This is a genomic window from Streptomyces sp. CWNU-52B, assembly GCF_047444975.1.
Lineage (GTDB): Bacteria > Actinomycetota > Actinomycetes > Streptomycetales > Streptomycetaceae > Streptomyces.
This window is the reverse complement of record NZ_JBLFJV010000024.1, coordinates 16,218-42,827: the sequence shown is the minus strand read 5'-3', so window position 1 is coordinate 42,827 and position 26,610 is coordinate 16,218. Positions and strand designations below refer to the sequence as shown.

Here is a 26,610-nt window from a genome sequence, read left to right as displayed (position 1 = left end):
CCGGGGACCGGGGGTCCGGTCTCGCGCCCGGGACTTCACCCGCCGGCCGACAGCCCCTCGTCCGGGTGGCGGGCCAGGGACGCCAGGACGATCTCCCGCGCCATGCGGACCGTGTCCGTGAAGGCGGCCGGGTCCCTGCCGATGCGTTCGGCGCCCGCGCGCATGGCACCGGACAGCAGCTCCACCGCGAGCCCCACGTCGTCGACCTCCCGGAACTCACCGCGCGCGATGCCGTCCCGTACGACGTTCTCCACCTCGACCACGATCGCGTGGAACGGGCTGTCCCGGCCCTTCGGCAGCTCGTCGACCAGGGGGCCCGAGCCCGGCCGGAACATCAGCTGCATGGACTGGTCCATGGACGCCTCCAGGACCGCCTCGACGATGTCCCGCATCCGCTCCGCGGCCGGGCGCGCGGACCGCGCGGCGATCGCGGCCACCCGCTCGACCGCCGGGCGGCTCGCGCGCTCGGTCAGCGCCAGCACCAGGGCGCTCTTGTCGCGGGCGTAGTTGTACAGCGTGTTGCGGGCCAGGCCGGCTCGGGCCGCGATGTGGCCCATGTTGATCGACTCGTAGCCGCGTTCGAGCAGCAACTGCCGGGTGGCCTCGGCGAGGTCGGCCCACACCATCTCGTGGTGCTCCTCGATACTGGCTCCCCTGATCCGCGGCATCCCGCCATTCTCCTTCCCCTGCGGCTCTCCTGTCGCACCGGTGTGTCTACTCGGGCGGCAGGGCCGCGCTCACCAGGTGGGCGTTCTCCTGGTACGTCGCGGTCAGCTTCACGCGGTCGAAGCGCCAGCCGTCCGCCGTGCGGACCGCCTCGTTGTCGTAGAAGCCGACCACCAGCCAGCGGTTGGGCCCGCCCTCGGTGAGCTCCCGCGGGAGCCAGTGCTCGGCACGGACGTGGGCGTGGATCGTGGCGCGGTCGCCGTCGATGTCCACGACGTGGCCCGTGATGGCGTGGTGGGTCGCGAGGAACGGCGCGAAGGTGCTCCGCAGGACCTCGGCGTAGGCACCGAGCGGTGTCTGCATCGGCGGCATGCCGGTGACCGACTCGAAGTCGATCGTGAACGGGTCGGTGTGGACGAGGCCGGGCAGTTCAGCGAAGTCCTTCTTGTCCGCTATGTCGGCGTAGCGGCCGAACAGCTGGATGATCTCCGCGTGATCGGTGGCGTTCATGGTGGGCCCTCTTCTCTGTGCCGGGCGGCGACGGCCTCCCGTTTATGCGACAACCTGTCGTAAACATTACGACAGGTTGTCGCAAAAGCAAGTCGCGGGGGGCGCCTCAGTTGGGCCCGCGGGATCGCCGGTCATCGGCATGGACACCGAACAGCCGTGCCGTGAGTGGGCGTTGAGGGCGTTGAACAGGGCGCCGGAACGCACCCCTCCCCTTCACCCGGAGTCACATGCCAGGTTTCATACGGGGTTCAGCGGCTACCCGGACGGCATGTCCTCTCGATATCGCAACGGTTCCCATCAAGCCGGTACGGTCGTCGCGATCGTCGCCGACATCATGGCCGTCATCATCGGCCTCTGGATCCTGATGTACCTGCTGGACGCCAACCAGGGCAACGACTTCGTCCAGTTCACCCATGACACGGCACGCTGGCTGGCCGGCTGGTCGCACGACCTGTTCACGTTCGACGAGCAGTGGGCCCGGGTCGTCGCGGGCTACGGACTCGCCGCCGTCGTCTACCTCTTCGTCGGGCACGCGATCGCCAACCGCGTCTCCCGCCACTGAGCGGCGCGCGCGTCGGGGCCCCTGTCGGCCCGCCCCGGTCCGCCCTCTACCGGCAGCAGTCGGGGTCCAGGCCCAGCGGCAGGCGGTCGCCGCCGAACACCGCGCAGGTCGCCTCGTCGCCGCCGAGCGCGGCGACGGCGAGGAGCAGGGAGCCCGCCGTCCACGAGGTGAGCTCCTCGGGCCAGACGGCCCCGGAGTCGAAGACGTAGCCCGTCCAGTACAGGCCCGACGCCGGGTCCCGCAGGTGCTGGATCGACTGAAGGATCTCCAGGGCGCGGTCGGACTCGCCCACGGCCCACAGGGTCAGGGCGAGTTCGGCCGATTCGCCGCCCGTCACCCACGGGTTGGGCACCACGCAGCGCACCCCGAGCCCCGGGACCACGAAACGCTCCCAGTCCCGTTCGATGCGTTCCTTCGCCTCCGCGCCGGACAGCGCGCCGCCGAGCACCGGGTAGTACCAGTCCATCGAGTAGCGGCCCTTGTCGAGGAACCGCTCGGGGTGGCGGCGGATCGCGTGGCGCAGCGCGCCCAGCGCCAACTCCCAGTCGGGCTGCGGCTCTTCGCGTTCCTCGGCGATGGCGAGCGCGCAGCGCAGCGCGTGGTGGACGGACGAACTCCCGGTCAGCAGCGCCTCCTCGGCGGCCGTGCCGTCGTCCTCGCGCTTCCAGCCGATCTGCCCGCCGGGCCGCTGGAGTTCCAGGACGAACTCCACCGCCGCGAACACCGTCGGCCACAGCCGGTCCAGGAAGGCGTCGTCGCCGGTCGCCAGGTAGTGGTGCCACACGCCGACGGCGATGTAGGCGCAGAAGTTGGTCTCGCGTCCGCGGTCGGTGACGTCGGCCGCGTCGCCGTCCGCGTAGGCCGCGTACCAGGAGCCGTCGTCGTTCTGATGCCGGGCCAGCCACGCGTACGCGCGCCCCGCCGCCTCGTGTTCCCCGGCGGCGTCCAGGGCCATGGCGGCCTCGGTGTGGTCCCAGGGGTCGAGGTGGTGGCCGCGGAACCACGGGATGGCGCCGTCCGCGCGCTGCACCTCCAGGATGCCCCGGACGGTCCGTGCGGCCTCCTCCGCGGTGAGCACCCCTGTCAGGACGAGGTGTTCGGTGCGCGGAGTGGTCACGAAGCGTCCACCGGGGCCGCGTCCACGGGCGCCGCGTCCACGAGGCCGGCGGGCAGGTGCGGTTTGGTCGCGTACGCCACGAAGCTCTTGCCGATCAGGGGGTTGAGCGCCTGTTCGGCGACCCGGGTCGCGAGGGGCTTCTTCATGATGTCCCAGACGAGGAGTTTGTGGTACGCCCGCACCGGGAGCACCTTGTCGTTGTCGACGCCGAACGCGCACTTCAGCCACCAGTAGGGGCTGTGCAGCGCGTGGGCGTGGTGGGTGCCGTACGGCCGCAGGCCCGCCTCGCGCATCCTGCCGAGCAGCTCGTCCGCCTTGTAGATGCGGATGTGGCCGCCCTCGACCTCGTGGTACGCGTCCGACAGCGTCCAGCAGACCTTCTCGGGCCCGTAGCGCGGAACGGTGATCGCTATCCGCCCGCCCGGCCTGAGGACGCGGACCATCTCGGCGAGCACGCCCTTGTCGTCCGGGATGTGCTCCATGACCTCGGAGATGATCACGACGTCGAAGGACTCGTCCGGGAAGGGCAGCCGCAGCGCGTCCCCCTCCATCGCGGTGGCGGTGGCGCCCTCGGGTGCCTCGCCCGCCTCCTTCATCGCGGCGAACCACTTCGCGACCTCGCGGATCTCCTCGCCGTTCTGGTCCAGCGCGACGACCTGGGCGCCGCGCCGGTAGCACTCGAAGGCGTGGCGTCCCGCCCCGCACCCGAGATCCAGCACACGGTCCCCCGGGGCGAGCGGGAACCGGGAGAAGTCGACGGTCAGCACGTGGACCTGCTTTCGCGATGAGGGGTGTCCACGGAAGCCGTGTCCACGGGAGCGGCGGCGGAGGAGGTGGCGAGGGGCGTACCCGTGCCGGGTGCGGGCGCCGACCGGCCGGGGCGGGCCGCGGCGGCGATCGCCTCGCGGTAGCGGGCCACGGTGCCTTCGGCGGCGCGGGCCCAGGTGAACCGTTCCAGCACGCGCGCGCGTCCGGCCGTACCGAGCCGGGTACGGAGGCCGGGGTCGCCCAGCAGCCTGCTCAGCCCGGCGGCGAGTGCGCCCGGGTCGCCGGGCGGGACGGCCAGGCAGGTCTCGCCGTCGGGGCCCGCCACCTCGGGGATGGCTCCGCCGGTGGTGGCCACCAGGGGCGTACCGGTCGCCATCGCCTCGGCGGCGGGCAGCGAGAAGCCCTCGTACAGGGAGGGGACGCAGGCGACTTCGGCGGACCTGACGAGGTCGACGAGCTCCGCGTCCGAGATGCCCTTCACGAACTCGACGGCGTCCTGGAGGCCGTAGCGCTCGATGAGCTGGGCGACCGGGCCGTCCTCCGCGCGCCTGCCGACGACCACGAGGTGGGCCTCGGGGTGCTCGGCACGGACCTTCGCGAGCGCCTCGACGAGGAAGACGAGGCCCTTGAGGGGCACGTCGGCGCTGGACGTCGTGACGATCCGGCCCGGGATCTTCGGCACGGACGGATCGGGGGAGAAGAGGTCGGCGTCGGCGCCGATGTGGACGACGTGGATCCGCTCGTCCCGTACGCCGAGGTGGTCGACGATCTCCTGGCGGGAGGTGCCGGAGACGGTCAGGACGGAGGGCAGGCGGCGGGCGACGCGCTTCTGCATCCGCGTGAACGCGTACCAGCGGCGGACCGACGCCCGTCGGCGGCGGCCTTCGGCGGCGTCCAGCTCCAACTGCCGGTCCACCGTGATGGGGTGGTGGATGGTGGTGAGCAGCGGCGCGCCCACGTCCCCCAACAGCCCGTAGCCCAGCGTCTGGTTGTCGTGGACGACGTCGAAGTCGCCGCGCCGGGCGCGCAGATGGCGGCGGGCACGCAGAGAGAACGTCAGGGGCTCGGGGAAGCCGCCGGTCCACATCGTGCCGACCTCGACGGCGTCGATCCAGTCGCGGAACTCGTCGCGTCCCGGGGTGCGGAAGGGGTCCGGGTGGCGGTACAGGTCGAGGCTGGGCAGCTCGGTGAGGGAGAGCCCGTCGAGGCCCTCGCCCTCGTCGAGGACCGGGTAGGGCTGGGAGCCGATCACTTCGACCTGGTGGCCGAGGCGGACCAGCTCGCGCGAGAGGTGCCGCACGTAGACGCCCTGGCCGCCGCAGAACGGGTTCCCCTTATAGGTGAGGAGCGCGATGCGCAGCGGTCTGTCGGCGTCGGTGGCCGAGCCCTCGTGGAGGCCCGCCTCCATGGCCTCATGGGTCACTCTCGGCCCCCTTCTTCCAGCACGTTCCCGCGAGATTACTTCGGGACGGTAATCTAGAACAAGTTTCACACTTGATCGTTCAGGGAGCACTGAATCTACCGGCTGGTAGCCACCCTGTGAGCGTCGGCCCGGGTGATTCACGCCACGGCCGGGCCTACTCTGCTGTCGCCCCACCCGCACCACCGCCTCTGCTGTACGAACGTCACGGAACGGGATCCATGCCTGCGGAAACCAAGCCTGCGGCGAAGGCCGCGCAACCGCCCCCACGGGCCGCGCAGCCGGTCACCCCGCCGCTCACCGAGCGCCAGGAGGCCCGCCGTCGGCGCATCCTGCACGCGAGCGCGCAGCTGGCGAGCCGGGGCGGCTTCGACGCGGTCCAGATGCGGGAGGTCGCGGAGTCGTCCCAGGTGGCGCTGGGTACGCTCTACCGCTACTTCCCCTCCAAGGTTCACCTGCTGGTCGCGACCATGCAGGATCAGCTGGCCCATATGCATGGCACGCTCCGCAAAAAACCGCCGACGGGTGACACAGCGGCCGAACGGGTGGCGGAGACCCTGATGCGGGCCTTCCGGGCGCTGCAGCGCGAACCGCATCTCGCGGACGCGATGGTCCGCGCGCTCACGTTCGCCGACCGCAGCGTCAGTCCGGAGGTCGACCAGGTCTCCCGCCAGACCACGGTGATCATCCTCGACGCGATGGACCTCGCCGACCCCACCCCGGCCCAGCTCTCCGCGGTCCGCGTCATCGAGCACACCTGGCACTCGGCCCTGATCACCTGGCTCTCGGGCCGCGCCTCCATAGCCCAGGTGAAGATCGACATCGAGACGGTGTGCCGGCTGATCGACCTGACGTCAACAGACCCTCACGAGAGATGACTCAGGCAGAGGCCGGCTCAGGTGGAGGCGAGCGCCACCTCTCTCGGCCGCACGACGGGCAACGACGAGCACCTACGCGCACGACGTCGGCATGACCGACGGCGGTAGGGCCGACGGGCCCCGCCGCCCTCGGGACTCAGCCCTCCGGCGGGAACTCTCCGGGGCTCACTCCTCCGGTGGGAACACCGCCTCCCCGCTGCCCGCCATCGTGACCATGATCGCCTCCACCGGGCAGCCCTCCGCCGCCTCCAGGATCTTCTCGTTGGCGTCCGTCTCCGCGGCCGCGGGGTGGGACTGCATCGCGGAGTCGAGCTGGAAGGCGGCCGGGGCGAGGTGGGTGCACTGGGCCGAGCCGATGCACAGCGAGCGGTCGACCTCGACGTGCCAGCGGTCACCCATCCCTCAGGCCTCCCAGCCGGCCGGCAGGTGGATCATCTTGTGCTCCAGGTACTCCCCGAACCCCTCGGGCCCGAACTCCCGGCCGAGCCCCGAGTTCTTGTAGCCGCCGAACGGGCCGAGCATGTCGAGGCTGAAGGTGTTGACGCAGAACGTGCCGGTACGGACCTGGCGGGCCACGTCGACACCGTGAGCCGTGTCGGCCGTCCAGACACTGCCGCTCAGGCCGTACTCGGAGTCGTTCGCGATCTTCAGCGCCTCCGCCTCGTCGCCGTACGGGAGCAGGCAGATCACCGGCCCGAAGATCTCCTCGCGGGCGATCCGCATGGAGTTGCCGACGTCACCGAAGAGCGTCGGCTCGACGTACCAGCCGCGGTCCAGACCGGGTGGCCGCCCGCCGCCGGTGAGGACCTTGGCGCCCTCCTCCTGGCCGATGCGGATGTAGTCGAGGCTGCGCTGCTGCTGCCGCCGCGCGACCAGCGGGCCGACCTGGGTCGCGGGGTCCAGCGGGTCGCCGACCACCAGCGCGCTCGCCGCCGCCGTGAACGCCTCCGCGAACTCGTCGTAGCGCGAGCGCGGCAGCAGGATGCGGGTCTGGCCCACACACGCCTGGCCGTTGTTCATCCAGGCCGCCGAGACGATCTCCGGCACACAGGCCCCGAGGTCCGCGTCGGGCAGCACCACCGCCGCCGACTTCCCGCCCAACTCCAGTGTCACGCGCGTGAGATGACGTGACGCGACCTCCATGACACGCCGCCCGGCCGCGACCGACCCGGTGAAGGAGACCTTGTCGATCCCGGGATGCCCGACGAGGTACTCGCTCACCTCGCGGTCCGCCGGCAGGATCGACAGCACACCCTCGGGCAGCCCGGCCTCCCGCGTGATCTCGCCGAGGAGGTACGCGTCGAGCGGTGCCTCGGGCGACGGCTTGAGCACCACCGTGCAGCCGGCCAGCAACGCGGGCGCGAGCTTGGCCGCCGCCGCGAACTGCGGCACGTTCCACGGGACGACGGCCGCCACGACCCCCACCGGCTCACGCCTGACGAGGATGCGTCCGAGGGCGCCGTCCCGGGTCTCCTCGTACGTGAAGCCCCGGGCGACCGTGATCGCCGCGTCCCAGACCATCAGCGCGCCGAGCGCCTGCCCGAGGACGCTCCAGGAGTACGGGGAGCCGTTCTCGGAGGAGATGACCCGGGCTATCTCCTCGTGCCGTACGGCGATCGCGTCCTTGATCCGGGTGACCACCTCGACGCGTTCGTCGAGGGACATGCGCGGCCAGGGCCCCTCGTCGAACGCGGTGCGTGCCACCGCGACGGCCCGGTCGACGTCCTCGCGCGAGGCGTGCGGCACGCGGCCGATGACCTCCTCGGTGTGCGGGGAGACCACCTCGATGACGTCCCGGCCCAGGGGAGCGGCCAACTCCCCGCCGATGAACAGCTGTCCGTGTTCCACGAGTTCGGTCATGACCGACTGCCTCTCCGAGGACATTCCCTGACGGGTGCGCGACACCACGTTCCTGACGATGCATCAGACACTGGAACTGATACCAGTTCTAATGGGAGGAGTCCACGGAGCGCACAGCACTTCACCCCGGTCCACCTCACTACGGGCTCCCATTGGAACGGGTTCTAGTTATAGTGACGGGAGTCGGCGACAGGGGAGCTCATGCCACAGGTGACCGATCACGGCGGCGGCGTACGGTCCGTCGAGGTCCCCATCCCGGACAACCCCCTCGGAAACACCCTCGTGTACGTCGTCGACACCGACCGCGGACCGGTGCTGATCGACACGGGATGGGACGACCCGGCGTCCTGGGACGCGCTCACCGAAGGGCTCCTCGCGTGCGGCACGGCCGTCGGGGAGGTCCACGGCGTGGTGATCACGCACCACCACCCGGACCACCACGGCCTGTCCGCCAAGGTGCGCGAGGCGTCGGGCGCGTGGATCGCCATGCACGCCGCCGACATCGCCATCGTGCGGCGCACGCGCGAGACCCGGCCCCGCCGCTGGTTCCAGTACATGGCGGACAAGCTGACCGCCGCGGGCGCCCCCGAGGAGCACGTGGCGCCGCTGCGCACCGCCCGCTCCCGCCTCCCCGGCCTCTCCCCCGCGCTCCCCGACCGGGAGATCGTCCCCGGCGAACTCCTCGACCTCGCGGGCCGGCGCCTGCGCGCGATCTGGACCCCGGGCCACACCCCCGGCCACGTCTGCCTCCACCTGGAGGAGGCCCACCCGGCCCGGCTGCCGGGCAACGGACGCCTGTTCTCCGGCGACCACCTGCTGCCGAGGATCACCCCGCACATCGGCCTCTACGAGGACCCGGACGACGACACCGAGCCCGACCCGCTCGGCGACTACCTCGACTCCCTGGAGCGCGTCGGCGGTCTCGGACCGGCCGAGGTGCTCCCCGCCCATCTGCACGCCTTCACCGACGCCCCGTCCCGGGTACGGGAGTTGCTCGGCCACCACGAGGAGCGTCTCACCGGTCTTCGCTCCCTGCTCAGCACCCCGCTCACCCTGTGGCAGGTCGCCGAGCTGATGGAGTGGAACCGCCCCTGGGCCGACATCCCGTACGGCTCACGGAACATCGCGGTCTCGGAGGCGGAGGCCCACTTGCGCCGACTGGTGAAGCTGGGCCACGCGGAGGCGGTGCCGGGGAGCGATCCGGTGACGTACGTGGCCGTCTGACGGGCTGCCTGACGGGCCGTCGGACACCGGTCGGGCGAGCGCGCCCGGACACCGGTGGCGGTCAGGAACGGGAAGGGGAGTGGGAGCGGCCGGGCGGGTCGTCGTCCACCGCGTACGCGATGCCGCACTCGTACGGCATGGCGAGGCCCTCCTCGTACGCCCTCGTGTAGGCGCCGTCCCCGATCTTCCCCCGGACGAGTTGCTCGCAGGCGTGGCGGGCGGACCGCAGGTCCGGCGATTTCATCTGGGCGCTGCCGAGGCGTTCCCAGATGCGCTGGCCGATGGCGAGGAGGCGGGCCGCGCGCCGCCCGTCACCGGTCGCGACGACCGCCCGCGCCAGTACGTCGAGGGTCAGGGCGACCCCGAGCGTGCTGTTCAGCAGGGAGTGCCCGGCGACGGCCGTACGGGCGTTGCGCACCGCCGCCACCACGTCGCCCTCGTCCAGGTCGACCTGGGCGACGAAGCAGTCCGCGAAGGCACGCGACCAGCGCTCGCCGCGCCGGGCACTCTCCGCGCGGACCTCCTCGGCGACCGCCCGGGAGCTGACGAAGTCGCCGCTCAGCAGGTGGGTCATCGAGAGCGCGAGCCTGACCTGGAGCTGCGCGGCCCCCAGCCAGTCGTCGAGGACCGGGAGCGGGTCGGCCGCCGCCAGCACCACCGCCGCGTCACCGAGCCGGCCGCTCAGCAGCAGATGCCCGCCGGTGACGTACGCGGAGGCGACGACCGCCACCGCGTCACCCTGCTCCACGGCCGCCGCCTCACAGCGTGCCGCCCACTGCCCGGCGCGGTCCAGGTCACCCTGGAGCAGCGCGACCGCTCCCCTCGCCCACAGGGCCCGTACGAGGTCGGGCCCTGGCTCAGGATCGGCGGTGAGCACCTGGTCGAGGCAGTGCTGCGCGTCGCGCAGATAGCCGCAGTGGCGCCACAGGAAGCCGATGTCGGCCGCCGTGCGCAGGGCGGTGGGGCCGTCGTGCTCGGACAGTGCGCAGTCCATCGCGGTACGGAGGTTGGCGTGCTCGGCGATGATGCGCTCGCTCCACCTCACCTGACGGCTGGTGTTCCACTCCGCGCAGCCGACGCGGGCGAGGCTCCCGTAGTGGTCGAGGTGGCGCAGCCGCAGGGTCCGTTCCTCGCCGAGGGCGCGCAGCCAGTCGCCGCCGAACTCCCGCACGCTGTCGAGGAGTTGATACCGGTCATCGGCTCCGCCCCCACCCCCGCTCACGCCCCCGCCCATGTGCTCGTGTTCGTGCTCGTGCTCGTGCTGTTCGTCCGGGTGGTGGCGCTGCACGATCGACTGCTCGACGAGCCGTTCGAGCAGGGCCGCGACGCGTCCGGCGGACAGGGGGCCGCCGGAGCAGACGTCCTCGGCGGCGGCCAGGTCGAAGCCTCCGGCGAAGACGGAGAGCCTCGCCCACAGCAACCGTTCGAGGGGCGCGCACAGTTCATGGCTCCAGCCGATGGCCGTCCGCAGGGTGCGGTGCCGCAGCGGGCCCTCGCCGGGCCCCGCCGCTAGCAGGTCGAGCGGGGACGGCAGCCGCTCGCCGAGCCGTTCGTCGAGTTCGCCGAGGGAGAGTTCGCAGAGGCGGGCCGCGGCCAGTTCGATGGCCAGGGGGATCCCGTCCAGCCGGCGGCAGATGGCGGCGACGGTGTCGGTGGAGGCCCCGTCGAGCACGAAGCCGGGACGCGCTTCGTGGGCCCGCTGGGCGAACAGGTCGAGGGCGTCACCGGGGCCTTCCGGGCCACCGGGCTCGTCCCGTATGAGCGCCGGGTCCACCCGAGCGGGCACGGCCTTGGTGGGTACGGCCTTGGCGGGTACGCCCTTTCCGGTGTCGCCCTTTCCGGTGCGGCCCTTTCCGGTGCGGCCGTCCCGCACCGGCAGCGGGGCGACCTCCATCCGCAGTTCGGACCGATGGCCGAGGTGTTCCCGGCTGGTGGCCAGGAACCGTACACCGGGCGCGGCCGTGAGCAGGGCGCGGGCGAGGTCGGCGCAGTCCGGCAGCACGTGTTCGCAGGAGTCCAGGACGATCAGCGCCTCCTTGCCCTCCAGCCAGTCGGCGAGCACCTCGACGACCGGGGACGTCGACTGGTCGGCGAGCCGCAGCGCCTCCACGACGGCGAAGCCCACCAGGCCCTGGGCCCGCAGCGGCGAGAGCTCCACGAACCAGACGCCGTCCGGATACCGGTGGGCGGCCCGGCGGGCGGCGCGCAGGGCGAGCCGGGTCTTCCCGACTCCGCCTGGTCCGACGAGCGTCACCAGGCGTTCGTGCCCCGCGACCGGATCCAGGAGCTTGTCGAGCCGGGCCAGTTCGTCCCACCTGCCGACGAAACTCCGTGTCTCCGGGGGCAGATTCCCCGGCTGTCCCTGCCCCGCCCTGCTGTTAGGCACGCAACACCCCTCCCCGTACCGCACCGCGCCGCACGCGCTCTTCAAGAACGGCACCCCGTGGGATGCGGTCCGCGAGCAAGTGTGACGCGACCGGCGGTCCACTTCGAACCGCTCCGTCGAGCCGGACACGAACTCGGTCGTACGCCGTCAGTTCCGAGCACATTCCGGCGAGATGCGATCAACTCCCTGTCGGTGCGGGTCCGGAGGGTCATATTCGGAGACCGTCGTGAAGTGGCGGGGAAAGGGCGGGACAAGCGGATGACCCGCGACAGCAAGGAGGCGCCGGGACACCGCTCCTCGGGCCCTCAGCAGTGGGCGCAAGCACGGAAGCGGAAACGGGCGCGGGTGCGCCCGCGGTCGCGATCACGGCTGCCGAAGCGGATGCGGATGTGGATGCGATTCGACGGATGGCGACGGTTCCAAGGGACCGCCGGACCCAGCGGACCCAGCGGACCCAGCGGACCCAGCAGGAACGATCGGCCCGGCGTGAACGACGAACCCGGGACCGACGAACCCGGGAAGGGCGGACCAGGGAAAGGCGGATCAGGGAAAGGCGATCGGCTGGGGAAGCTCGGAAAACTCGGGAAGCCCCGGGAGGCCGATCGGCTCGACGAGTACGGCAGGGCCCGTCGGCCCGGAGCCCCCGGCGAGCCGCGCAGGCTCTCCGAGGCACGGTTCCTCATGCCCTCGGCGGTCTGCGTGATCATCGCCGCGCCCGCGCTGCTGCTCGACCAGGTCACGCCCGCGGTCACCCTGGCCCAGCTGGTGCTCGGCGGCGCGCTCACCCTGCACACCGTGCGGCAGCGGGAGCGGCTCGCCGAGAAGCTCACCGAGGTGCGCGAGGTCGCGCGGATCACCCAGGCCGCCGTCGTGCGACCGCTGTCCCAGAACCTCGCCGGCACGCACATCTCCACGCGCTACCACTGCGCCGTGAGCGAGTCGGCGATCGGCGGGGACCTGTACGACGTCGCGGTGACGCCTTACGGCCTGCGGGTCCTCGTCGGCGACGTACGCGGACACGGCCTCGAAGCCATCCGGCTGACCGCCGAGACGGTGGCCGGGTTCCGTGAACTCGCCTACACGGTCCCGGACTTGACGACAGTCGCCACCGGCCTGGACAAACGTATCGCCCCGGATCTGGGCGCGGAGGACTTCGTCACCGCGCTCCTCGCGGAGTTCGCGCCGGGCGAGGTCAGACTGGTCAACTGCGGTCACCCCGCGCCCCTGCGCGCCGGCCAGCGCATCGAGCTCCTCGAACCGGCTGTCACCACGCTGCCGTTGGGCCTCGGGCCCGATCCGCGCCAGTACCGCGTACGCCTTCAGCCGGGCGACCGCCTCCTCCTCTACACGGACGGCCTCACCGAGGCCCGCGCACCCGACGGCACGTTCTTCCCGTTCCTCACGGAGGCGGCCCAGGCCCTGCGCGACCCGCTCCCCGACCAGGCCCTCGACACCCTCCACTCCCGGCTCCTCACCCACACGGGCGCCTCACTCGTGGACGATCTGGCCCTCGTCCTCTGCCAGCCCACCCAGGCCACGATCCCCGCACAACTCCCGGCCCACCGAGGGCTTTAGAAGGCAAGAAGCACGGGGCGCTGAGGCACTGGGGCGCTGGGGCTCTGAGGCACTGGGGCGCTAGAAGTCCTCGCGGCCGGCCAGCAGCTCGCGGATCAACTCCTCGGCGTCGCCGAGGAGTTCCAGCTCGGTACGGCTCATCGTCGGATTGGCGGCTCGCCGCTCCCTCGCCCGGCCCAGCTCTCCGCGCCCGCCCGTCGAACCCTTCTGCCCCGTCCGGCCCTTCCGACCGATCGGCCCCGTCAGAAGGGCCGGGTCGGGGCAGCCGGCGAGCAGTGCGGCCAGCACCTCGCGCACCGGTGCGGCACGGGGGTCGCCCTCCGCCACCGCGATCTGCGCGAGGATCACCGCTGACATGCTCCAGTCGAGGCCGGGCGGCCCCTCCTCGGTGTCGTCCCAGTCGATCACCATCGGGCCGGCCGGGGTGAGCAGGACGTTGTCCGGATGCAGGTCCAGATGCAGGACGCGGACACCGGGGTCGGTCGAGAGCCGGGCCGGGATCGTGTGCAGCGCACACAGCAGCCGGGCGAGCGACGCTCCGGCCTCGGCCGGGGTGAGCACGCCCTCCGTCATCGCCCCGACCAGCGTCGGACCGGTCAGCCGCTCCATCACCAGGTCGGTCCGCGAGGCCGCCGTCTGCACCCGTGGCACGGGGTAACCGTGGTCACGTACGTACGCCATGACGTCCGCCGCGCGGGACGCGTCACCGCGGCTGTCCCGGTAGCGGCGCAGCACCCAGGCCCCGCCGTCCGGCTCCCCCTCTCCCCCGTGTTCCAGCGCGTAGACGTCCGCCGTGCGGCCCGATCCGACGAGCCCGCCGACCCGTAGGTGACGCCCGCCGATCCGTGCGTGACTCCCCATGCGCCGAAGCTACCCGCCCGCGCGGCCTGGCCCCAGAGGTGTTGCTACGGGCCGGTACAGTGAGGAGGTCGTCATCACACCCGTACGGGGGGAAGCCGGTGCAAATCCGGCGCTGACCCGCAGCCGTGTACCGCCCTGTCCCTGACGGGCGGTGAGCCGGATTGCCCCGTGCGGAACGTGACCGGCTCGCGTCACCGGGACCGCCGGTGACCGGCACCGTCGAGGCATACGGAGCCGAGCCGCCCGTGCCCCGGGCTGCCCGGCTCCCCGCAGGGAGAGGCACCCGCCGATCATGTTTGTCCGCCGCAGCGCAGCGGTACTGGCCGCCACCGCCGTGATCGGCGCGGCGTTCACGCCGGCCGCCCTCGCCGACGAGTCACCCGCCGCGTCCCCGTCCCAGGCCCCGTCCCCGTCGACCCCGTCGGGTCTGTACGGCACCGCCGATCCCACGTACGACGGTGTCTGGCGGCAGTCGCTCGCGCTGCTCGCCCAGCACACGGTGGGCGTACGGCCCGCCGCGAAGGCCGTCGACTGGCTCACCGGGCAGCAGTGCGCCGATGGCGGCTTCGCGGCCTACCGCGCGGACCCGGCGACGAAGTGCGACGCCAAGACGCAGCTCGACACGAACAGCACCGCCGCCGCGGTCCAGGCCCTGGAAGCCCTCGACACGGACGACGCCGTGACCGGGGCGGCCGTGAAGTGGCTGAAGTCCGCGCAGAACAAGGACGGCGGCTGGGGTTACCTCCCCGGCGGGGCCAGCGACACCAACTCGACGGCCCTCGTGATCGGGGCCCTGGAGGCGGCGGACACCGACCCGCGGGACCTGCGGTCCAAGGACGACCGGACGCCGTACGACGCCCTGCGCGGGCTCGCCGTCCCCTGCGACGAGGACGGCGGGGGCGCCTTCGCCTTCCAGCCCGACAAGAAGGGCAAGCTCGCGGCGAACGCCGACGCCACGGCCGCGGGCGTGCTCGGCGCCCTGGGCGAGGGCCTGGTGGCCGACCCCGCGGACGACAAGGACGACAAGGACGACAAGGACGACGAAGAGTCCGTCACGCCCACCGAGTGCACGGGCGGCGACTCCCCCACCCCGGAGCAGGCGGCGGCCGACGGTGCCACGTACCTCGCCGACGCGGTCGCCGAGACCGGTCACCTGCAGTCCGCGCTCGCGGGCGCCGAGGACCAGCCCGACCACGGCAACACCGCGGACGCGGTCGTCGCGCTCGCGGCGGCGGGCCGCTCCGCCGACGCCGCGAAGGCCCTGGCCTGGCTGGAGAAGAACTCCGGCCCCTGGGCGGCGAAGAGCGGCCCGGCCGCGTACGCGCAGCTGATCTTCGCGGCGCACGCCGCCGGGACGGACCCGCGCGACTTCGGCGGCGCCGACCTGGTGAAGCAGCTCGGCGCGACCGGCCCGGCGGCCGGTGCCCCGGACTCCTCCGCCGAGCAGGACGCCGAGCGGAAGGACGAGCAGGACGAGGACAAGGACGACGACGGGGTCGGCGTCTGGTGGATCGTCGGGGTCGGCCTGGTCGGCGGCATCGGCATCGGCTTCCTCCTGAGCACCCGCACCAAGAAGAAGCAACAGCCGTGACCCGCCGCCGCCCGACCCTTCCCGTCCCGACGCTGATCACGGTGCTGATCCCGGTCCTCCTGCTCGCCGTGCTCGGTACGGCGGGGCAGGCCCAGGCGGTCGGCTACCGCTACTGGTCCTTCTGGGACCGCGCGTCCGGCGACAGCGCGGGCGGTACGTGGGTGTACGCGGCACAGGGCCCGTCGACCGCGCGGCCGTCCGACGGTGACGTCCAGGGTTTCCGTTTCTCGCTGAGCGAGGACTCGAAGCACTCGGCGAAGCCCCGCGGGGAGGCCGGCTTCGCGACGATCTGCGCGAGGACGCCGGCGGAGGAGGGCACCAAACGGGTCGCCCTCGTCCTCGACTTCGGTACGGCGAAGGACGCGCCGGCCGGTTCGACACCGCCGGACCCGAGCCCGCGTACGGCGTGCGCACGCGTCGACGAGGACGCGACGACCGCCGACGCCCTCGCCTCCGTCGCCAAGCCGCTGCGTTACGACACGAACGCCCTGCTGTGCGCCATCGCGGGCTACCCCCGCACGGGCTGCGGCGAAGCCGTGTCGGGCGACGCGCAGTCGGGCGACAAGGCGAGCCGACCCGGAAAATCCGGGGAATCGGGGGAATCGGGGGAATCCGGGGACGGCGGCCCTTCGGTGGGCCTGGTGGCCGGTATCGGCGCCGTGGCCGTGCTGGGCGCGGCCGCGCTCTGGCAGGCCCGTCGGCGACGCGGCTGACGGGGCCGGGACGCACGTGATGACCACCGGCGACACCACCACCGACGCGGGCACCGATGGCCCCGGCGGCGGTGCTCGCGCCCACGAACACGGGGTCGGGCACGGGCACGGAGCCTCCGCGCGCACCCGCAGGGCCCTGCACCGCCTCCGCGCCCCGCACGCGACCCGTACCAACGCCGTCCATCCCGGCGCCTGGTGGATCTGGGCGCTGGGGCTCGGAACGGCCGCGTCCCGTACCACCAACCCCCTCCTCCTCGCCCTGCTCGTCGGTGTCTCCGGTTACGTGGTGGCGGCGCGCCGGACGGAGGCTCCCTGGGCCCGTTCGTACGGTGCCTTCGTCAAGCTCGCGCTCGTCGTGCTCGGCATCCGGCTGGCCTTCGCCGTCGTCCTCGGCTCCCCCATTCCCGGTACGCACATCCTCGTCACCCTCCCCGAACTCCCGCTCCCCGACTGGGCGGAGGGCATCCGTGTCGGTGGCCGGGTCACGGCGGAGGGCCTGGTCTTCGCCCTCTACGACGGTCTGAAACTCGCCACGCTCCTCATCTGCGTGGGCGCCGCCAACGCCCTCGCCAACCCGGCCCGCCTCCTCAAATCACTGCCAGGCGCCCTGTACGAGGCGGGAGTCGCCGTCGTGGTCGCGCTCACCTTCGCCCCCAACCTGATCGCGGACGTCCAGCGGCTGCGCGCGGCCCGGCGCCTGCGCGGCCGGCCCGACAACGGGGTGCGTGGCCTGCTCCAGGTCGGACTGCCGGTCCTGGAGGGCGCGTTGGAGCGTTCGGTGGCCCTCGCGGCGGCGATGGACGCGCGGGGTTACGGCCGCACCGCCGAGGTGGCCCCGGCCGTCCGCCGTACCACCGCCGCGCTCACCCTCGGCGGTCTGGTCGGGGTCTGCGCGGGAACGTACGGCCTGCTCACCGCGGAGGGCGGCGCCTACGGTCTGCCCGTGATGCTCGCCGGACTCGGCGCGGCCCTCGGCGGCCTGTGGCTCGGTGGCCGCCGCTCGCTGCGCACCCGGTACCGGCCGGACGCGTGGGGCGTGCGCGCCTGGCTCGTCGCCGCGTCCGGGGCGGCCGTCGCGGCGCTGCTGATCCTGTACGCCACACATGACACCTACGCCTACGCGGCCCTGCACCCCGGTGTCGTCCCGCTGACGGCGCCGACGCTCCCGCTGTGGCCCGCGGCGGCGATCCTCCTCGGCCTGACTCCGGCCTTCGCGGCCCCCGCCCCTTCCCCCGTCCCTGCCCCCAAGAACCCCGGCCAGAGCCTCGGCGAGGAGCCCTCATGATCCGCTTCGAGGATGTCTCCGTGACGTACGACGGGGCTCCGGAGCCCACCGTCCGGGGCATCGAACTCGCCGTCCCGGAGGGTGAGTTGGTGCTCCTGGTGGGCCCGTCCGGGGTCGGCAAGTCGACGCTCCTGGGTGCGGTGAGCGGGCTGGTCCCGCACTTCACGGGCGGCACCCTGCGCGGGCGCGTGACGGTCGCGGGCCGTGACACCCGCACGCACAAGCCCCGCGAACTCGCCGACGTGGTCGGCACGGTGGGCCAGGACCCGCTGTCGCACTTCGTCACGGACACGGTCGAGGACGAACTCGCTTACGGAATGGAGTCGTTGGGCCTGGCTCCGGACGTGATGCGCCGCCGGGTGGAGGAGACGCTGGACCTGCTGGGCCTGGCCGAACTGCGCGACCGCCCCATCGCCACGCTCTCCGGCGGACAGCAGCAGCGGGTGGCGATCGGCTCGGTCCTCACCCCGCACCCCAGGGTCCTGGTCCTCGACGAGCCGACCTCGGCCCTCGACCCGGCCGCCGCCGAGGAGGTCCTCGCGGTCCTCCAGCGTCTCGTCCACGACCTCGGCACGACGGTCCTCATGGCCGAACACCGCCTGGAACGCGTCGTGCAGTACGCCGACCTGGTGGCTCTTCTCCCGTCCCCGGGCGCCCCGTTGACGCTGGGCACGCCCGCCGAGGTCATGGCCGTGTCGCCCGTGTACCCCCCGGTGGTGGCCCTGGGCCGGCTCGGCGGCTGGTCGCCCCTGCCGCTGACGGTCCGGGACGCCCGACGCCAGGCGGGCCCGCTGCGGGACCGCCTGGCGGGAATCGAGGAGCCCCGGAGGACCGGGGACGACGTGCCGGCCGCGGGTGCGAGTGCGGGTGCGGTCTCGGGTGCGGTCCCGGGTGCGGGCGCCGACGTGGCACCCGCCCGCTCCCGCCGCCCGCGCCTCTTCCGCAGACGCACACCCGAAGCCGTCCCGGCTCCCGTCGCCGCCCGCACGACGGTCGTCGACGGTCTCGCGGTCCGCCGCGGCCGCGCCGAGGTGCTCCACGACGTCTCCCTGACCGTCGTCCCCGGGGAGACCGTCGCGCTCATGGGCCGCAACGGCGCGGGCAAGTCGACACTGCTCTCCGCCCTGGTCGGCCTGGTCCCCCCGGCGGCGGGCTCCGTCCGCGTGGGCGGCCTCCAGCCGGACCGCACGGCGCCCGGCGAACTCATCCGCCACGTCGGCCTCGTACCGCAGGAGCCCCGTGACCTGCTGTACGCGGACACGGTGGCCGGTGAGTGCGCGGCGGCGGACGCCGACGCGGGCGCCCGGCCGGGCACGTGCCGGGCGCTGGTGTCCGAGCTGCTGCCGGGCATCGAGGACGGCACGCATCCGCGGGACCTGTCGGAGGGGCAGCGGCTCACCCTGGCCCTGGCCGTCGTGCTCACGGCCAGACCGCCCCTGATCCTGCTCGACGAGCCGACCCGCGGCCTCGACTACGCGGCCAAGTCCCGCCTGGTCACCCTGTTGCGGTCGCTCGCGTCCGACGGCCACGCGATCGTCCTGGCCACGCATGACGTGGAGCTGGCCGCCGAACTCTCCCACCGGGTCGTCATCCTCGCCGACGGCGAACCCGTGGCCGACGGCCCGACGGCCGAGGTCGTCGTCGCCTCGCCGTCCTTCGCCCCGCAGGTCACCAAGGTCCTCTCGCCGCAGAAGTGGCTGACGGTGTCCCAGGTGCGCGAGGCGCTGGGCGCGCCCGAGCCGACGGACGGAGAGTCGTCATGACCTCCCGGCCCCAGACCCGATCCCAGCCCAAGCCACAGCCCCAGGCCCGCCCCGTCCACCTGGGCCCTCGCTCCGTCGCCGCCCTCGTCCTGGTCGGAGTCATCGGTCTCGCCGCGCTGACCTGGCCCTTCTTCAGCGGTCCGACCTCGCAGGTCGGCGCCCACTCCAAGGACGCGCCGTGGCTGTTCGCGGGGCTGCTCGTGCTGCTGGTCGGGGTGGTGGCGGCGACGATCTCCGAGTCGGGTCTCGGCCCCAAGGCCGTGGCGATGCTCGGGGTGCTCGCCGCGACCGGGGCCGCGCTGCGCCCGATCGGCGCCGGTACGGCGGGGATCGAGCCGATGTTCTTCCTGATGGTGCTGAGCGGGCGGGTGCTGGGGCCGGGGTTCGGCTTCGTGCTCGGGGCGGTCACGATGTTCGCGTCCGCGCTGCTCACGGGCGGGGTCGGGCCCTGGATGCCGTTCCAGATGCTCTCCATGGGCTGGTTCACGATGGGCGCGGGGCTGCTCCCGGGCCCCGACCGGCTGCGCGGCAGGGGCGAGTTGGCGATGCTGGCGGCGTACGGCTTCCTCGCGGCCTTCGCGTACGGCACGTTCATGAACCTGGCGGGCTGGCCCTTCATGGACGCGCTGTCGTCGAACGTCGCCTTCGACCCGGCGGACGCGGTGCACACGAACCTGGCCCGCTTCGTCGCGTACTGCCTGGCCACGTCGCTCGGCTGGGACCTGGGCCGGGCCACGGTGACGGTCGTCCTGACCCTCACCCTGGGCGCAACGGTCCTCAAGGCACTCCGCCGCGCCACACGGAGGGCGGCTTTCGAGACACCGGTCAGCTTCGAGGACCGTTCCTAGCCGGAACGCCCGGCGGAGAGCGGCAGCGCGGAGCGGGCGGTGGTACCCCGCAGCAGGTCGAGCTTCTCCGCGTCCGGTGTGCCGGGCTCCGCCGTGTACGTCACGATCCTCACGTCGTGGTCCGGCACCTTCAGCACGTCGCCGTCCAGCACGATCTCGCCGACGAGCGGATGCCGGACCCGCGTACGGCCGCCGAGCCGCGAACCGAGCGTCGCGGTGGCCCACAGCTCCCGGAAGTCCGCACTGCTTCGCGCGGTCTCCTGAATCAGCGCGTCCAGTTCCCTCTCCCCCGGGTACGCGGCACGAGCCAGCCGCAGATCGGCGACGAGAGCCGCTTTGAAGGCGGGGTTGCCCCTCTGGTCGGCGGGGAAAAGCGCGGAACGACGGTCGGCCGGCGCCGGTTCGGCGAAGACCGCTCGCACCAGGTTCCGTTCGCGCGGTGGCCGGGCGTCCGGGTCGCCCAGCAGCGTCACCCAGGACCGCGTCCAGGTCAGCAGGGTCCACGAGGCCGAGAACACCCCCACCGGAATGTCTCCCCACCGGCTGACGAGCCGGTCGACGCTCGGGGACACCTCATGCGGAACCTGCCCTGGCACCGGCGGCAGCAGCCCCGCGACGAGATGCAGATGGCACACCTCGTCGCCCTCCAGCCGCAGCGCACGGGCGATCGAGGCGAGCACGTGGCGCGACGGGCATCGGGCGCGGCCCTGCTCCAGGCGCAGGAGGTAGTCGACGGAGACTCCGGCGAGCGACGCGACTTCCTCGCGCCGCAGGCCGGCCGTCCGTCGGCGTCCCGTGGCCGGCAGGCCGACGTCGTCCGTCGTGAGGCGGTCACGCCAGGCACGCAACGCCTCACCCAGGGAGTTCTCCGAGCGGATCATTGCCCCATTGTCGTCCAGTCGTCGCCCAGGGGACGGCGCTCAGCGTGGTACTGCGGTTCCAGGGTTGAGCGGGGCACTGGCTGTGCGGCACGGGGAGATCGACGCTGTTTCGCGTGCGGGCCGGACCGGCAACGCACCTCAACGCGACGCACCTCAACGCACCACATTCGGAGCCACTCGTGCAGAAGCAGCAGAAACACCTGACCGTCCGCCTGGCGATGGCCACCGCGGGCGCGATGATCGCGCTCACCACCGTCCCGGCACCGGCCGAAGCGGCCACCCCACCCCTCTCCGACCCACGCGTCATGGCGCACTTCGACCGGCCGAACGGGCAGGTGGCGGAGAGCGTCGTCGTGGAGCCCGACGGTTCGGCCGACGTCGGCCTCATCCTGTCCAGGCAGGTGGCACACGTCTCCCTCGACGGGCGCGTCCAGGTGCTGGCCACCATGCCGCTCCCGGCGGACGGTGGCGTGCACACCCCGACCACCGGAGCCGCCTCCGTGACAGGAGTCGAGCGAACCGAGGACGGCACTCTCCACTTCCTCTACTCCGCGGGCGACAAGCACCTCACCGGCCTGTGGAAGCTGCGCCCCGGCGGCGAACCGGTACGCGTCGCGGCCCTGCCGGCGGCGAGTTTCGCCAACGGGCTCGCCCGGGACGACCGCACGGGGGACTTCTACATCACCGACTCCACACAGGGGAAGGTGTGGCGGGTCCGCCCGCACACCGGGACGGCGACGGTCTGGGCCGAGGGGCCTGACCTCTCCCCGACCACCCCGGCCGGCTTCTTCGGCGCCAACGGCGTGAAGGTGCACAACGGTGCCGTGTGGGTGTCCAACATCGACCGGGGAACGATCATCCGCATCCCGCTGACGGGCAAGGGAACGGCCGGGACACCCCGGATCAGGGCCTCGGGGCTGGACAGCGTCGACGACTTCGCCTTCACGGGACGCGGTGACCAACTGCTGGCCGCCCTCAACCTGCCCAGCGAGGTCGTACTCATCACCCCGGGCAGGCCCGACCGTACGGTCCTGGACGAGAGCGACGGCCTGCAGAACACGACCGCCGTCGCCGTCGACGAAGACACCGTCTACGTCAGCAGCGGTGCGCTCACCACGGGCGGGGACGCCAACCTTCTGACAGCTCGCCTGGCCACTGACCTGACCACCGCTCCCCTCGACGACCGCTGAGACCCGGCCCAAGCCCAGGCCCCCGCCCCGGCGGCACGCTGTAGAAGCGACAACTACTTCCCGTCACCTCCGAGGGGCGACGGCAGTGAGGCGGCCCACAGGACCTTGGTCCTCCACTAAGCACGCTCGTAGCCGATCCCTTTGTCATGCCCACAGCCGCACCCCCTCCGACCTGCGGTTTGAGAGCCACGCCACAGAGGGACCTTTCGCGGCGGGTACGACCATCACTAGCAAAAGGGGGCATTGCGGACGCCTTGTCGGCCTGTTTCTCTGGAGGAGTCGCAAGGCACCGACGGGCCCCCGGGCCCCGGTTCCACCGCATGCCAGGACTGACGTCAGGGCGTACGAGCGACCGCCCCCGTCCCCGAAGAAAAGGTTCTCCGTGCCCTTCTCCACCCGCATCCGCCGCATCGCCAACCCGAAGACGGCCCTCACCGGTGCCGCTGTCGCCGCCGCCGCGTCCGGCATGGTGTTCGCGGCGGGTCCCGCCCAGGCCGCTTCCCCCACGGCGGCCAGCTCCGTCTCGGCCAAGGCGACCGCGCAGAAGATGATCCACGACGACGCCGACTACAAGGCGTTCTCCAAGATCGTCGAGCACGAGAGCGGCTGGAACGTCAGCGCCACGAACTCCTCCTCCGGTGCCTACGGCCTGGTCCAGGCCCTGCCGGCCTCGAAGATGGCCTCGGCCGGATCCGACTGGAAGACGAACCCGAAGACCCAGATCAAGTGGGGCCTCGACTACATGAACGACCGCTACGGCAGCCCGACGGGCGCCTGGAACTTCTGGCAGACCCACGGCTGGTACTGAGCCGGCCGGCACAACAGCACAACCGCACAACCTCCGTACGTGACCCGTACGCACCCCCCGCACGCGAAGGCGGCGACCCTGATCCCCGGGCCGCCGCCTTCGTCATGCCCGAGCCGACCACCACGTCACGCACCACACACCACTCACGTCGCACCACTCACGTCGCACCGCACACCGCACCGCACCACACATCCAGGCGTCCTGCGGCCGACGCCCAGGTGAACCCGAAATCCACACAAAACCACCTCCCGCCACAGCCGCGTAACGAGAACCGCACAGGTACAACTCCCGCTCCGCCCAGCCGGTCGAACCCGATGCGTCGCACACCTGCGCCGTGGCGGAACCGGTGCCGCCCGGCGCGACTCCTCAGTCCCGACCGAGCCTGGAGTTCACTGTGCCCAGAAAGTCCCTACCGACGCGGCTCGCCGCCACCGCCGCGCTTTTGCTCGCCGCAGGCGCCCTGTCCGCCCCCGCCGCCTCGGCGGAGCCCGCGGACGCGGCCCCCGGCGACGCCTACGTGCTGACCGTGAGCACCAACCCGACGAGCACCGACTACGACAACCGCCGCGTCGACGTCACCGGCACCGTCACCAAGGCCGACGGCACCCCGGCGCCCCACATCCCCGTCACCGTCGAGGAGGTCGTCCGCTTCACCACCTGGAACCCGTGGGGCGACCCGATCGACCCGACGTACTACGAACCGCGCGAGCTGGGCAAGCCGGTCAGCGACGCCGACGGAAAGTTCACCATCGCCGGCGTCAGCATCGACCACGAGGGCGCCGGCAGCCTGCTCAACGTCCAGCAGGAGGTGCAGATCACGGCCCAGTACGACGAGGACGGCAACCCCAACACCCCGCAGGACGGCTATTTCGCGGACACCTTCGTGGCCACCGACACCCGGTCCAGCTCCGTCAGCTACACGGTCAACAGGAAGAAGGTGAAGGCGGGCGACGTCCTCGTCGTCCAGGGCAAGGTCACCCTCCCCAAGGGGGTCGAGCCCGGGGACACCGAGGTCTTCCTGCAGACCTACTGGGAGAGCCAGTACCGCGAGGAGACGACCACCGAGGACGACGGCTTCTTCGTGATCTCGGTGCGCGTCCGGGACTACGACGACACGTTCACGCTGCGCACGGCACCGAGGGACCTCTATGTGACGGGCGCGGAACAGCGGCTCCCGGTCACCAACACCTCGCTGCCTCGCGCGTAACCACCGCCTGAAGGCCACCCGCGCCCGAACGAGGGTGGCCTTCAGCGCCGTCGCCCGCACTCGAACCACACGACCTTGCCGCCGCCGGCTCTGGACTCCACTCCCCACTTGTCGACCACGGCGTCGAGCAGGACGAGACCACGACCGCCTTCCGCGTCCAGCGACAGGTCGGTGGGCGGGACGGGCAGCCGCGAGGACCCGTCCGCGATCTCCACCCGGACCCCCGCGGTCTGCCGCAGCAGCAGGAACACACAACGCCGGTCCGGGACATGGCGTACGACATTGGCGAGCAGCTCGGTGACGCCCAGCTCCACGGCCTCGATCAGCTCGGCCATCTCCCACTCGCGCAGGCACGACCGCACGATGCGGCGGACGTACCGGGGCGAGTGCTCGCCGACCGAGAGGCGCATGCGGTACTGGGTGGAGCGGGGGCCCGCGAGGGTGGGCGGAATGTAGTAGTTCACGCCACAAGACTGGCGCCACATGACTACCCTCGGCTACCGAATGAATGCAACGGGTTCCGCCGTGGACCTGGCTGCGGATCGTACGAGAGGGGCCGCCGTGACCCACATCAACGTCCTCGACCCAGGCGCTTCACCGCTCGACTACTACGGATTCGAGTTGCGCCGCCATCGCGAGACCGCCGGACTGACCCAAAAACAACTCGGAGAAATCGTCAGCTACACCGGTTCTCTGGTCGGTCAGATCGAAACGGCCCGGAAACTACCCACACAGCAGTTCAGCGAACGGGCGGACGCGGCGCTGGGAACGGGAGGGCTGCTGTCGAGACTCGTCACACTGGTGATGCGCAGTCAGTTGCCTGCGTGGTTCCGGCAGGTGGCGGAGTTGGAGGCGCGGGCGACAGCGATCTACATCTTCCAGCCTCAACTGGTGCACGGCCTGCTCCAGACGAAGGCGTACGCCCGGGCCGTGCTCAGCGCGGTGAACGATCACGACCTGGACAGCCGGACCGCTGCGCGAATCGCACGTCAACACATCTTCGAGAAGGCCGAACCACCTGTGTTCTGGGCGGTGCTGAGCGAGGCGGTGCTCCACCAGAAAGTCGGCGGCGAGAAGGTCATGCGGGAGCAACTGCTGAGCCTGTTGGCCCACGAGAGAAACCCTCGCGTGAACATCCAGGTACTGCCGTACGAAGTGGGGGCCCATGCCGGACTGATGGGCTCCTTCGACATCTTCCACTTCGCAGGCGACCCGACCATCGTCTACAGCGAGGACTACGAAACAGGGCACCCCACTGCCAATCCTGACGCGGTCGAGTCTCGCTCACTCCGTTACGATCATCTACAGGCTGCGGCTCTGTCGGTGAAGGACTCGGCAGCGCTGATCCGGCACGTGATGGAGGAACGCTATGGGAAGCAACTCACGTCCGAAAAGCACTCGGTGGCGCAAGTCAAGCTATAGCGGTGACACAGGCGGCTCCTGCCTGGAGTGCGCCCTCACCGGCCCCCTCGCCTGGCGCAAGTCGACGTACAGCAGCGACCAAGGCGGCGAGTGCGTCGAGATCGCCGACATACCCACCGCCGCCACCATCACCATCGCCATCCGCGACTCAAAGACCCCGGCGGGGCCGATCCTCACCCTCGACCCCGCCACCTTCACCACATTCCTCAACTGGACGGCGACGGCCACCCACGGCCGATGAACAGACGCGCGAGTGACCGTTCGAGCCCGGTCGGCGCGGCCACCTCGATCGAGCGCGCCAACCTCAACGAACTCATCACGGTGACGGAGGCCGAACACGGCCCCGTCACCGACGAAGAAGTCCAGTCGTTCCGCGACCAGCTCCACCAAGCCCGAAAGCAGCAGACCCAAGGCAGGGCGAACTGCGCGTAACCCCTTCCCCCGACAGCGAAGGCGGCCAAGGCCGTCCAGCGTGACCGTACGGCGGAGCTTCTGCCCGCCGGAGCCTCTACGTGTCCAGGTCGCGTGCGATCCAGCCCGGTGAGTCCAGCCGGATCGCCCCCTCGCCGACGAACGGCCGCAGCGTCTCCTCAAGCGCCGACAGCGACTCCGCGCCCACCTGGCTCTCCCACTGCTTGCGCAGTTCGTCGAAGATCGCCTCGCCCTGCCGCAGCATGGCGAGGCCGTGCTCGGTGACGCGGAGGCGCATGCGGCGCCGGTCGCTCGCGTCGGGCTCGCGCGTGACGTAGCCGCGCTCCTCCAGTACGGCGATCGTCTTGGCGGCCGCCTGCTTCGTGACCGCCATCCTGCGAGCGAGTTCAGAGGCGCTGTCGGCCCCGGACAGGATCGAGTGGAGGGCGAAGTCGTGCACCGGCCGGACATCCTCGTACCCGCGCTCGGCGAGTTCGGCGGTGGCCCGATCCGCGAACGTACGGAAGCCGGCCAGCAGGAGCAGCGCGAGGTCGGCGCCTGATCTGGACATGCGGCCAGGATACGGCCGGGCCTGGGCCTCCCCACGGGCACGCTTGACGTAGACAACCTGGTTGCCTACTTTAGTAGACAACCAGGTTGTCAA

27 protein-coding genes and 1 riboswitch are annotated in these 26,610 nt (G+C 71.9%); of the genes, 15 read left to right on the top strand and 12 right to left on the bottom strand.

What is annotated here, in order from left to right; genetic code table 11:
- Positions 1-35: 35 nt before the first annotated feature.
- On the bottom strand, positions 36-668 hold the full coding sequence (locus ACLVWQ_RS23410; RefSeq protein ID WP_414111098.1) for a TetR/AcrR family transcriptional regulator: 633 nt from the start codon (positions 666-668) through the stop codon (positions 36-38).
- A 46-nt stretch (positions 669-714) separates the two neighbouring features.
- A complete protein-coding gene (locus ACLVWQ_RS23405; protein WP_414111097.1) occupies positions 715-1,176 on the bottom strand; it encodes a nuclear transport factor 2 family protein in 462 nt (153 codons plus the stop codon).
- A gap of 268 nt (positions 1,177-1,444) precedes the next feature.
- Between ACLVWQ_RS23405 and ACLVWQ_RS23400 the strand changes: the two genes are divergently transcribed.
- Positions 1,445-1,738, top strand: coding sequence for a hypothetical protein (locus ACLVWQ_RS23400; RefSeq protein WP_414111096.1), 294 nt, complete (start codon positions 1,445-1,447; stop codon positions 1,736-1,738).
- Between the two features lie 46 nt (positions 1,739-1,784).
- On the opposite strand, the gene ACLVWQ_RS23395 is transcribed toward ACLVWQ_RS23400, so the two are convergent.
- Genes ACLVWQ_RS23395 through ACLVWQ_RS23385 form a run of 3 tightly spaced genes read right to left on the bottom strand, consistent with a single transcriptional unit; the run spans position 1,785 to position 5,046 of the window.
- Positions 1,785-2,855 carry a prenyltransferase gene (locus ACLVWQ_RS23395; RefSeq protein ID WP_414111095.1) on the bottom strand — a complete coding sequence of 357 codons (1,071 nt, stop codon included), beginning with the start codon at positions 2,853-2,855 and terminating at the stop codon, positions 1,785-1,787.
- Entirely contained in the window at positions 2,852-3,622 is a 771-nt protein-coding gene (locus tag ACLVWQ_RS23390) for a methyltransferase domain-containing protein (RefSeq protein WP_414111094.1), read from the bottom strand. Before ACLVWQ_RS23390 ends, ACLVWQ_RS23395 begins: the two co-directional genes overlap by 4 nt.
- Positions 3,616-5,046 (bottom strand): glycosyltransferase family 4 protein, encoded by a 1,431-nt coding sequence (locus tag ACLVWQ_RS23385; protein ID WP_414111093.1) that lies wholly within the window; start codon positions 5,044-5,046, stop codon positions 3,616-3,618. Before ACLVWQ_RS23385 ends, ACLVWQ_RS23390 begins: the two co-directional genes overlap by 7 nt.
- A gap of 218 nt (positions 5,047-5,264) precedes the next feature.
- On the opposite strand from ACLVWQ_RS23385, the gene ACLVWQ_RS23380 reads away from it, so the two are divergent.
- A complete protein-coding gene (locus ACLVWQ_RS23380; RefSeq protein ID WP_414111091.1) occupies positions 5,265-5,921 on the top strand; it encodes a TetR family transcriptional regulator in 657 nt (218 codons plus the stop codon).
- Between the two features lie 165 nt (positions 5,922-6,086).
- Here the strand turns inward: ACLVWQ_RS23380 and ACLVWQ_RS23375 are convergent, their stop codons facing one another.
- Both ACLVWQ_RS23375 and ACLVWQ_RS23370 read right to left on the bottom strand, forming a co-directional pair.
- Positions 6,087-6,320: a ferredoxin gene (locus ACLVWQ_RS23375; protein WP_414111090.1), complete on the bottom strand. Its 234-nt coding sequence runs from the start codon at positions 6,318-6,320 to the stop codon at positions 6,087-6,089.
- Positions 6,321-6,323: 3 nt separating this feature from the next.
- A complete protein-coding gene (locus tag ACLVWQ_RS23370) occupies positions 6,324-7,781 on the bottom strand; it encodes an aldehyde dehydrogenase (RefSeq protein WP_414111089.1) in 1,458 nt (485 codons plus the stop codon).
- 201 nt (positions 7,782-7,982) lie between these two features.
- Here ACLVWQ_RS23370 and ACLVWQ_RS23365 point away from each other — a divergent pair, with 201 nt between their 5' ends.
- The gene (locus ACLVWQ_RS23365) at positions 7,983-9,005 is read left to right on the top strand and encodes an MBL fold metallo-hydrolase (protein WP_414111088.1); all 1,023 of its coding nucleotides are present in this window, start codon (positions 7,983-7,985) and stop codon (positions 9,003-9,005) included.
- 61 nt (positions 9,006-9,066) lie between these two features.
- Here the strand turns inward: ACLVWQ_RS23365 and ACLVWQ_RS23360 are convergent, their stop codons facing one another.
- Positions 9,067-11,391: an ATP-binding protein gene (locus ACLVWQ_RS23360; protein WP_414111087.1), complete on the bottom strand. Its 2,325-nt coding sequence runs from the start codon at positions 11,389-11,391 to the stop codon at positions 9,067-9,069.
- A 486-nt stretch (positions 11,392-11,877) separates the two neighbouring features.
- On the opposite strand from ACLVWQ_RS23360, the gene ACLVWQ_RS23355 reads away from it, so the two are divergent.
- Entirely contained in the window at positions 11,878-12,966 is a 1,089-nt protein-coding gene (locus tag ACLVWQ_RS23355) for a PP2C family protein-serine/threonine phosphatase (protein ID WP_414111086.1), read from the top strand.
- Positions 12,967-13,026: 60 nt separating this feature from the next.
- Here the strand turns inward: ACLVWQ_RS23355 and ACLVWQ_RS23350 are convergent, their stop codons facing one another.
- Positions 13,027-13,827, bottom strand: a complete 801-nt coding sequence (locus tag ACLVWQ_RS23350; RefSeq protein WP_414111085.1) for a phosphotransferase — start codon at positions 13,825-13,827, stop codon at positions 13,027-13,029.
- Positions 13,828-13,915: 88 nt separating this feature from the next.
- Positions 13,916-13,994, top strand: a riboswitch (cobalamin riboswitch).
- A gap of 125 nt (positions 13,995-14,119) precedes the next feature.
- Between ACLVWQ_RS23350 and ACLVWQ_RS23345 the strand changes: the two genes are divergently transcribed.
- Genes ACLVWQ_RS23345 through ACLVWQ_RS23325 form a run of 5 tightly spaced genes read left to right on the top strand, consistent with a single transcriptional unit; the run spans position 14,120 to position 20,027 of the window.
- On the top strand, positions 14,120-15,418 hold the full coding sequence (locus ACLVWQ_RS23345; protein ID WP_414111084.1) for a prenyltransferase/squalene oxidase repeat-containing protein: 1,299 nt from the start codon (positions 14,120-14,122) through the stop codon (positions 15,416-15,418).
- A complete protein-coding gene (locus tag ACLVWQ_RS23340) occupies positions 15,415-16,131 on the top strand; it encodes an SCO2322 family protein (protein ID WP_414111083.1) in 717 nt (238 codons plus the stop codon). The genes ACLVWQ_RS23345 and ACLVWQ_RS23340 overlap by 4 nt, the downstream gene beginning before the upstream one ends.
- 19 nt (positions 16,132-16,150) lie before the next feature.
- Entirely contained in the window at positions 16,151-17,416 is a 1,266-nt protein-coding gene (locus ACLVWQ_RS23335) for an energy-coupling factor transporter transmembrane component T (protein ID WP_414111082.1), read from the top strand.
- A complete protein-coding gene (locus ACLVWQ_RS23330) occupies positions 17,413-19,179 on the top strand; it encodes an ABC transporter ATP-binding protein (RefSeq protein ID WP_414111081.1) in 1,767 nt (588 codons plus the stop codon). Before ACLVWQ_RS23335 ends, ACLVWQ_RS23330 begins: the two co-directional genes overlap by 4 nt.
- Positions 19,176-20,027: an ECF transporter S component gene (locus tag ACLVWQ_RS23325; RefSeq protein WP_414111079.1), complete on the top strand. Its 852-nt coding sequence runs from the start codon at positions 19,176-19,178 to the stop codon at positions 20,025-20,027. Before ACLVWQ_RS23330 ends, ACLVWQ_RS23325 begins: the two co-directional genes overlap by 4 nt.
- Here ACLVWQ_RS23325 and ACLVWQ_RS23320 read toward each other — a convergent pair.
- Entirely contained in the window at positions 20,024-20,908 is an 885-nt protein-coding gene (locus ACLVWQ_RS23320; RefSeq protein WP_414111078.1) for a helix-turn-helix transcriptional regulator, read from the bottom strand. The two genes, ACLVWQ_RS23325 and ACLVWQ_RS23320, sit on opposite strands and share 4 nt — an antisense overlap.
- 179 nt (positions 20,909-21,087) lie before the next feature.
- On the opposite strand from ACLVWQ_RS23320, the gene ACLVWQ_RS23315 reads away from it, so the two are divergent.
- From ACLVWQ_RS23315 to ACLVWQ_RS23305, 3 genes are all read left to right on the top strand, one after another.
- Complete coding sequence (locus ACLVWQ_RS23315; protein WP_414111077.1) at positions 21,088-22,098, top strand: hypothetical protein; 1,011 nt, start codon at positions 21,088-21,090, stop codon at positions 22,096-22,098.
- A 382-nt stretch (positions 22,099-22,480) separates the two neighbouring features.
- Positions 22,481-22,906, top strand: coding sequence for a transglycosylase SLT domain-containing protein (locus ACLVWQ_RS23310; RefSeq protein WP_414111076.1), 426 nt, complete (start codon positions 22,481-22,483; stop codon positions 22,904-22,906).
- 394 nt (positions 22,907-23,300) lie between these two features.
- A complete protein-coding gene (locus tag ACLVWQ_RS23305) occupies positions 23,301-24,113 on the top strand; it encodes an acyl carrier protein (RefSeq protein WP_414111075.1) in 813 nt (270 codons plus the stop codon).
- A gap of 41 nt (positions 24,114-24,154) precedes the next feature.
- Here ACLVWQ_RS23305 and ACLVWQ_RS23300 read toward each other — a convergent pair whose 3' ends face one another.
- Positions 24,155-24,577 (bottom strand): ATP-binding protein, encoded by a 423-nt coding sequence (locus ACLVWQ_RS23300; protein ID WP_414111074.1) that lies wholly within the window; start codon positions 24,575-24,577, stop codon positions 24,155-24,157.
- Between the two features lie 97 nt (positions 24,578-24,674).
- On the opposite strand from ACLVWQ_RS23300, the gene ACLVWQ_RS23295 reads away from it, so the two are divergent.
- The 3 genes from ACLVWQ_RS23295 to ACLVWQ_RS23285 are packed head-to-tail and all read left to right on the top strand — an operon-like array spanning position 24,675 to position 25,967.
- Positions 24,675-25,535 (top strand): helix-turn-helix domain-containing protein, encoded by an 861-nt coding sequence (locus tag ACLVWQ_RS23295; RefSeq protein ID WP_414111073.1) that lies wholly within the window; start codon positions 24,675-24,677, stop codon positions 25,533-25,535.
- Positions 25,483-25,776 carry a DUF397 domain-containing protein gene (locus ACLVWQ_RS23290; protein ID WP_414111072.1) on the top strand — a complete coding sequence of 98 codons (294 nt, stop codon included), beginning with the start codon at positions 25,483-25,485 and terminating at the stop codon, positions 25,774-25,776. Before ACLVWQ_RS23295 ends, ACLVWQ_RS23290 begins: the two co-directional genes overlap by 53 nt.
- Positions 25,773-25,967 (top strand): hypothetical protein, encoded by a 195-nt coding sequence (locus tag ACLVWQ_RS23285; RefSeq protein WP_414111071.1) that lies wholly within the window; start codon positions 25,773-25,775, stop codon positions 25,965-25,967. Before ACLVWQ_RS23290 ends, ACLVWQ_RS23285 begins: the two co-directional genes overlap by 4 nt.
- A 76-nt stretch (positions 25,968-26,043) precedes the next feature.
- Here ACLVWQ_RS23285 and ACLVWQ_RS23280 read toward each other — a convergent pair whose 3' ends face one another.
- A complete protein-coding gene (locus ACLVWQ_RS23280) occupies positions 26,044-26,517 on the bottom strand; it encodes a MarR family winged helix-turn-helix transcriptional regulator (RefSeq protein ID WP_414111070.1) in 474 nt (157 codons plus the stop codon).
- Positions 26,518-26,610 lie beyond the last annotated feature (93 nt).

Excerpts from the sequence above, each read along its gene's own strand:
- ACLVWQ_RS23365 (WP_414111088.1), top strand. The coding sequence starts at position 7,983 with ATGCCACAGGTGACCGATCACGGCGGCGGCGTACGGTCCGTCGAGGTC.
- ACLVWQ_RS23380 (WP_414111091.1), top strand. The coding sequence starts at position 5,265 with ATGCCTGCGGAAACCAAGCCTGCGGCGAAGGCCGCGCAACCGCCCCCA.
- ACLVWQ_RS23350 (WP_414111085.1), bottom strand. The coding sequence starts at position 13,827 with ATGGGGAGTCACGCACGGATCGGCGGGCGTCACCTACGGGTCGGCGGG.
- ACLVWQ_RS23335 (WP_414111082.1), top strand. The coding sequence starts at position 16,151 with ATGACCACCGGCGACACCACCACCGACGCGGGCACCGATGGCCCCGGC.
- ACLVWQ_RS23410 (WP_414111098.1), bottom strand. The coding sequence starts at position 668 with ATGCCGCGGATCAGGGGAGCCAGTATCGAGGAGCACCACGAGATGGTG.
- ACLVWQ_RS23320 (WP_414111078.1), bottom strand. The coding sequence starts at position 20,908 with ATGATCCGCTCGGAGAACTCCCTGGGTGAGGCGTTGCGTGCCTGGCGT.
- ACLVWQ_RS23405 (WP_414111097.1), bottom strand. The coding sequence starts at position 1,176 with ATGAACGCCACCGATCACGCGGAGATCATCCAGCTGTTCGGCCGCTAC.
- ACLVWQ_RS23370 (WP_414111089.1), bottom strand. The coding sequence starts at position 7,781 with ATGACCGAACTCGTGGAACACGGACAGCTGTTCATCGGCGGGGAGTTG.
- ACLVWQ_RS23400 (WP_414111096.1), top strand. The coding sequence starts at position 1,445 with ATGTCCTCTCGATATCGCAACGGTTCCCATCAAGCCGGTACGGTCGTC.
- ACLVWQ_RS23280 (WP_414111070.1), bottom strand. The coding sequence starts at position 26,517 with ATGTCCAGATCAGGCGCCGACCTCGCGCTGCTCCTGCTGGCCGGCTTC.
- ACLVWQ_RS23290 (WP_414111072.1), top strand. The coding sequence starts at position 25,483 with ATGGGAAGCAACTCACGTCCGAAAAGCACTCGGTGGCGCAAGTCAAGC.
- ACLVWQ_RS23330 (WP_414111081.1), top strand. The coding sequence starts at position 17,413 with ATGATCCGCTTCGAGGATGTCTCCGTGACGTACGACGGGGCTCCGGAG.
- ACLVWQ_RS23345 (WP_414111084.1), top strand. The coding sequence starts at position 14,120 with ATGTTTGTCCGCCGCAGCGCAGCGGTACTGGCCGCCACCGCCGTGATC.
- ACLVWQ_RS23325 (WP_414111079.1), top strand. The coding sequence starts at position 19,176 with ATGACCTCCCGGCCCCAGACCCGATCCCAGCCCAAGCCACAGCCCCAG.
- ACLVWQ_RS23285 (WP_414111071.1), top strand. The coding sequence starts at position 25,773 with ATGAACAGACGCGCGAGTGACCGTTCGAGCCCGGTCGGCGCGGCCACC.
- ACLVWQ_RS23375 (WP_414111090.1), bottom strand. The coding sequence starts at position 6,320 with ATGGGTGACCGCTGGCACGTCGAGGTCGACCGCTCGCTGTGCATCGGC.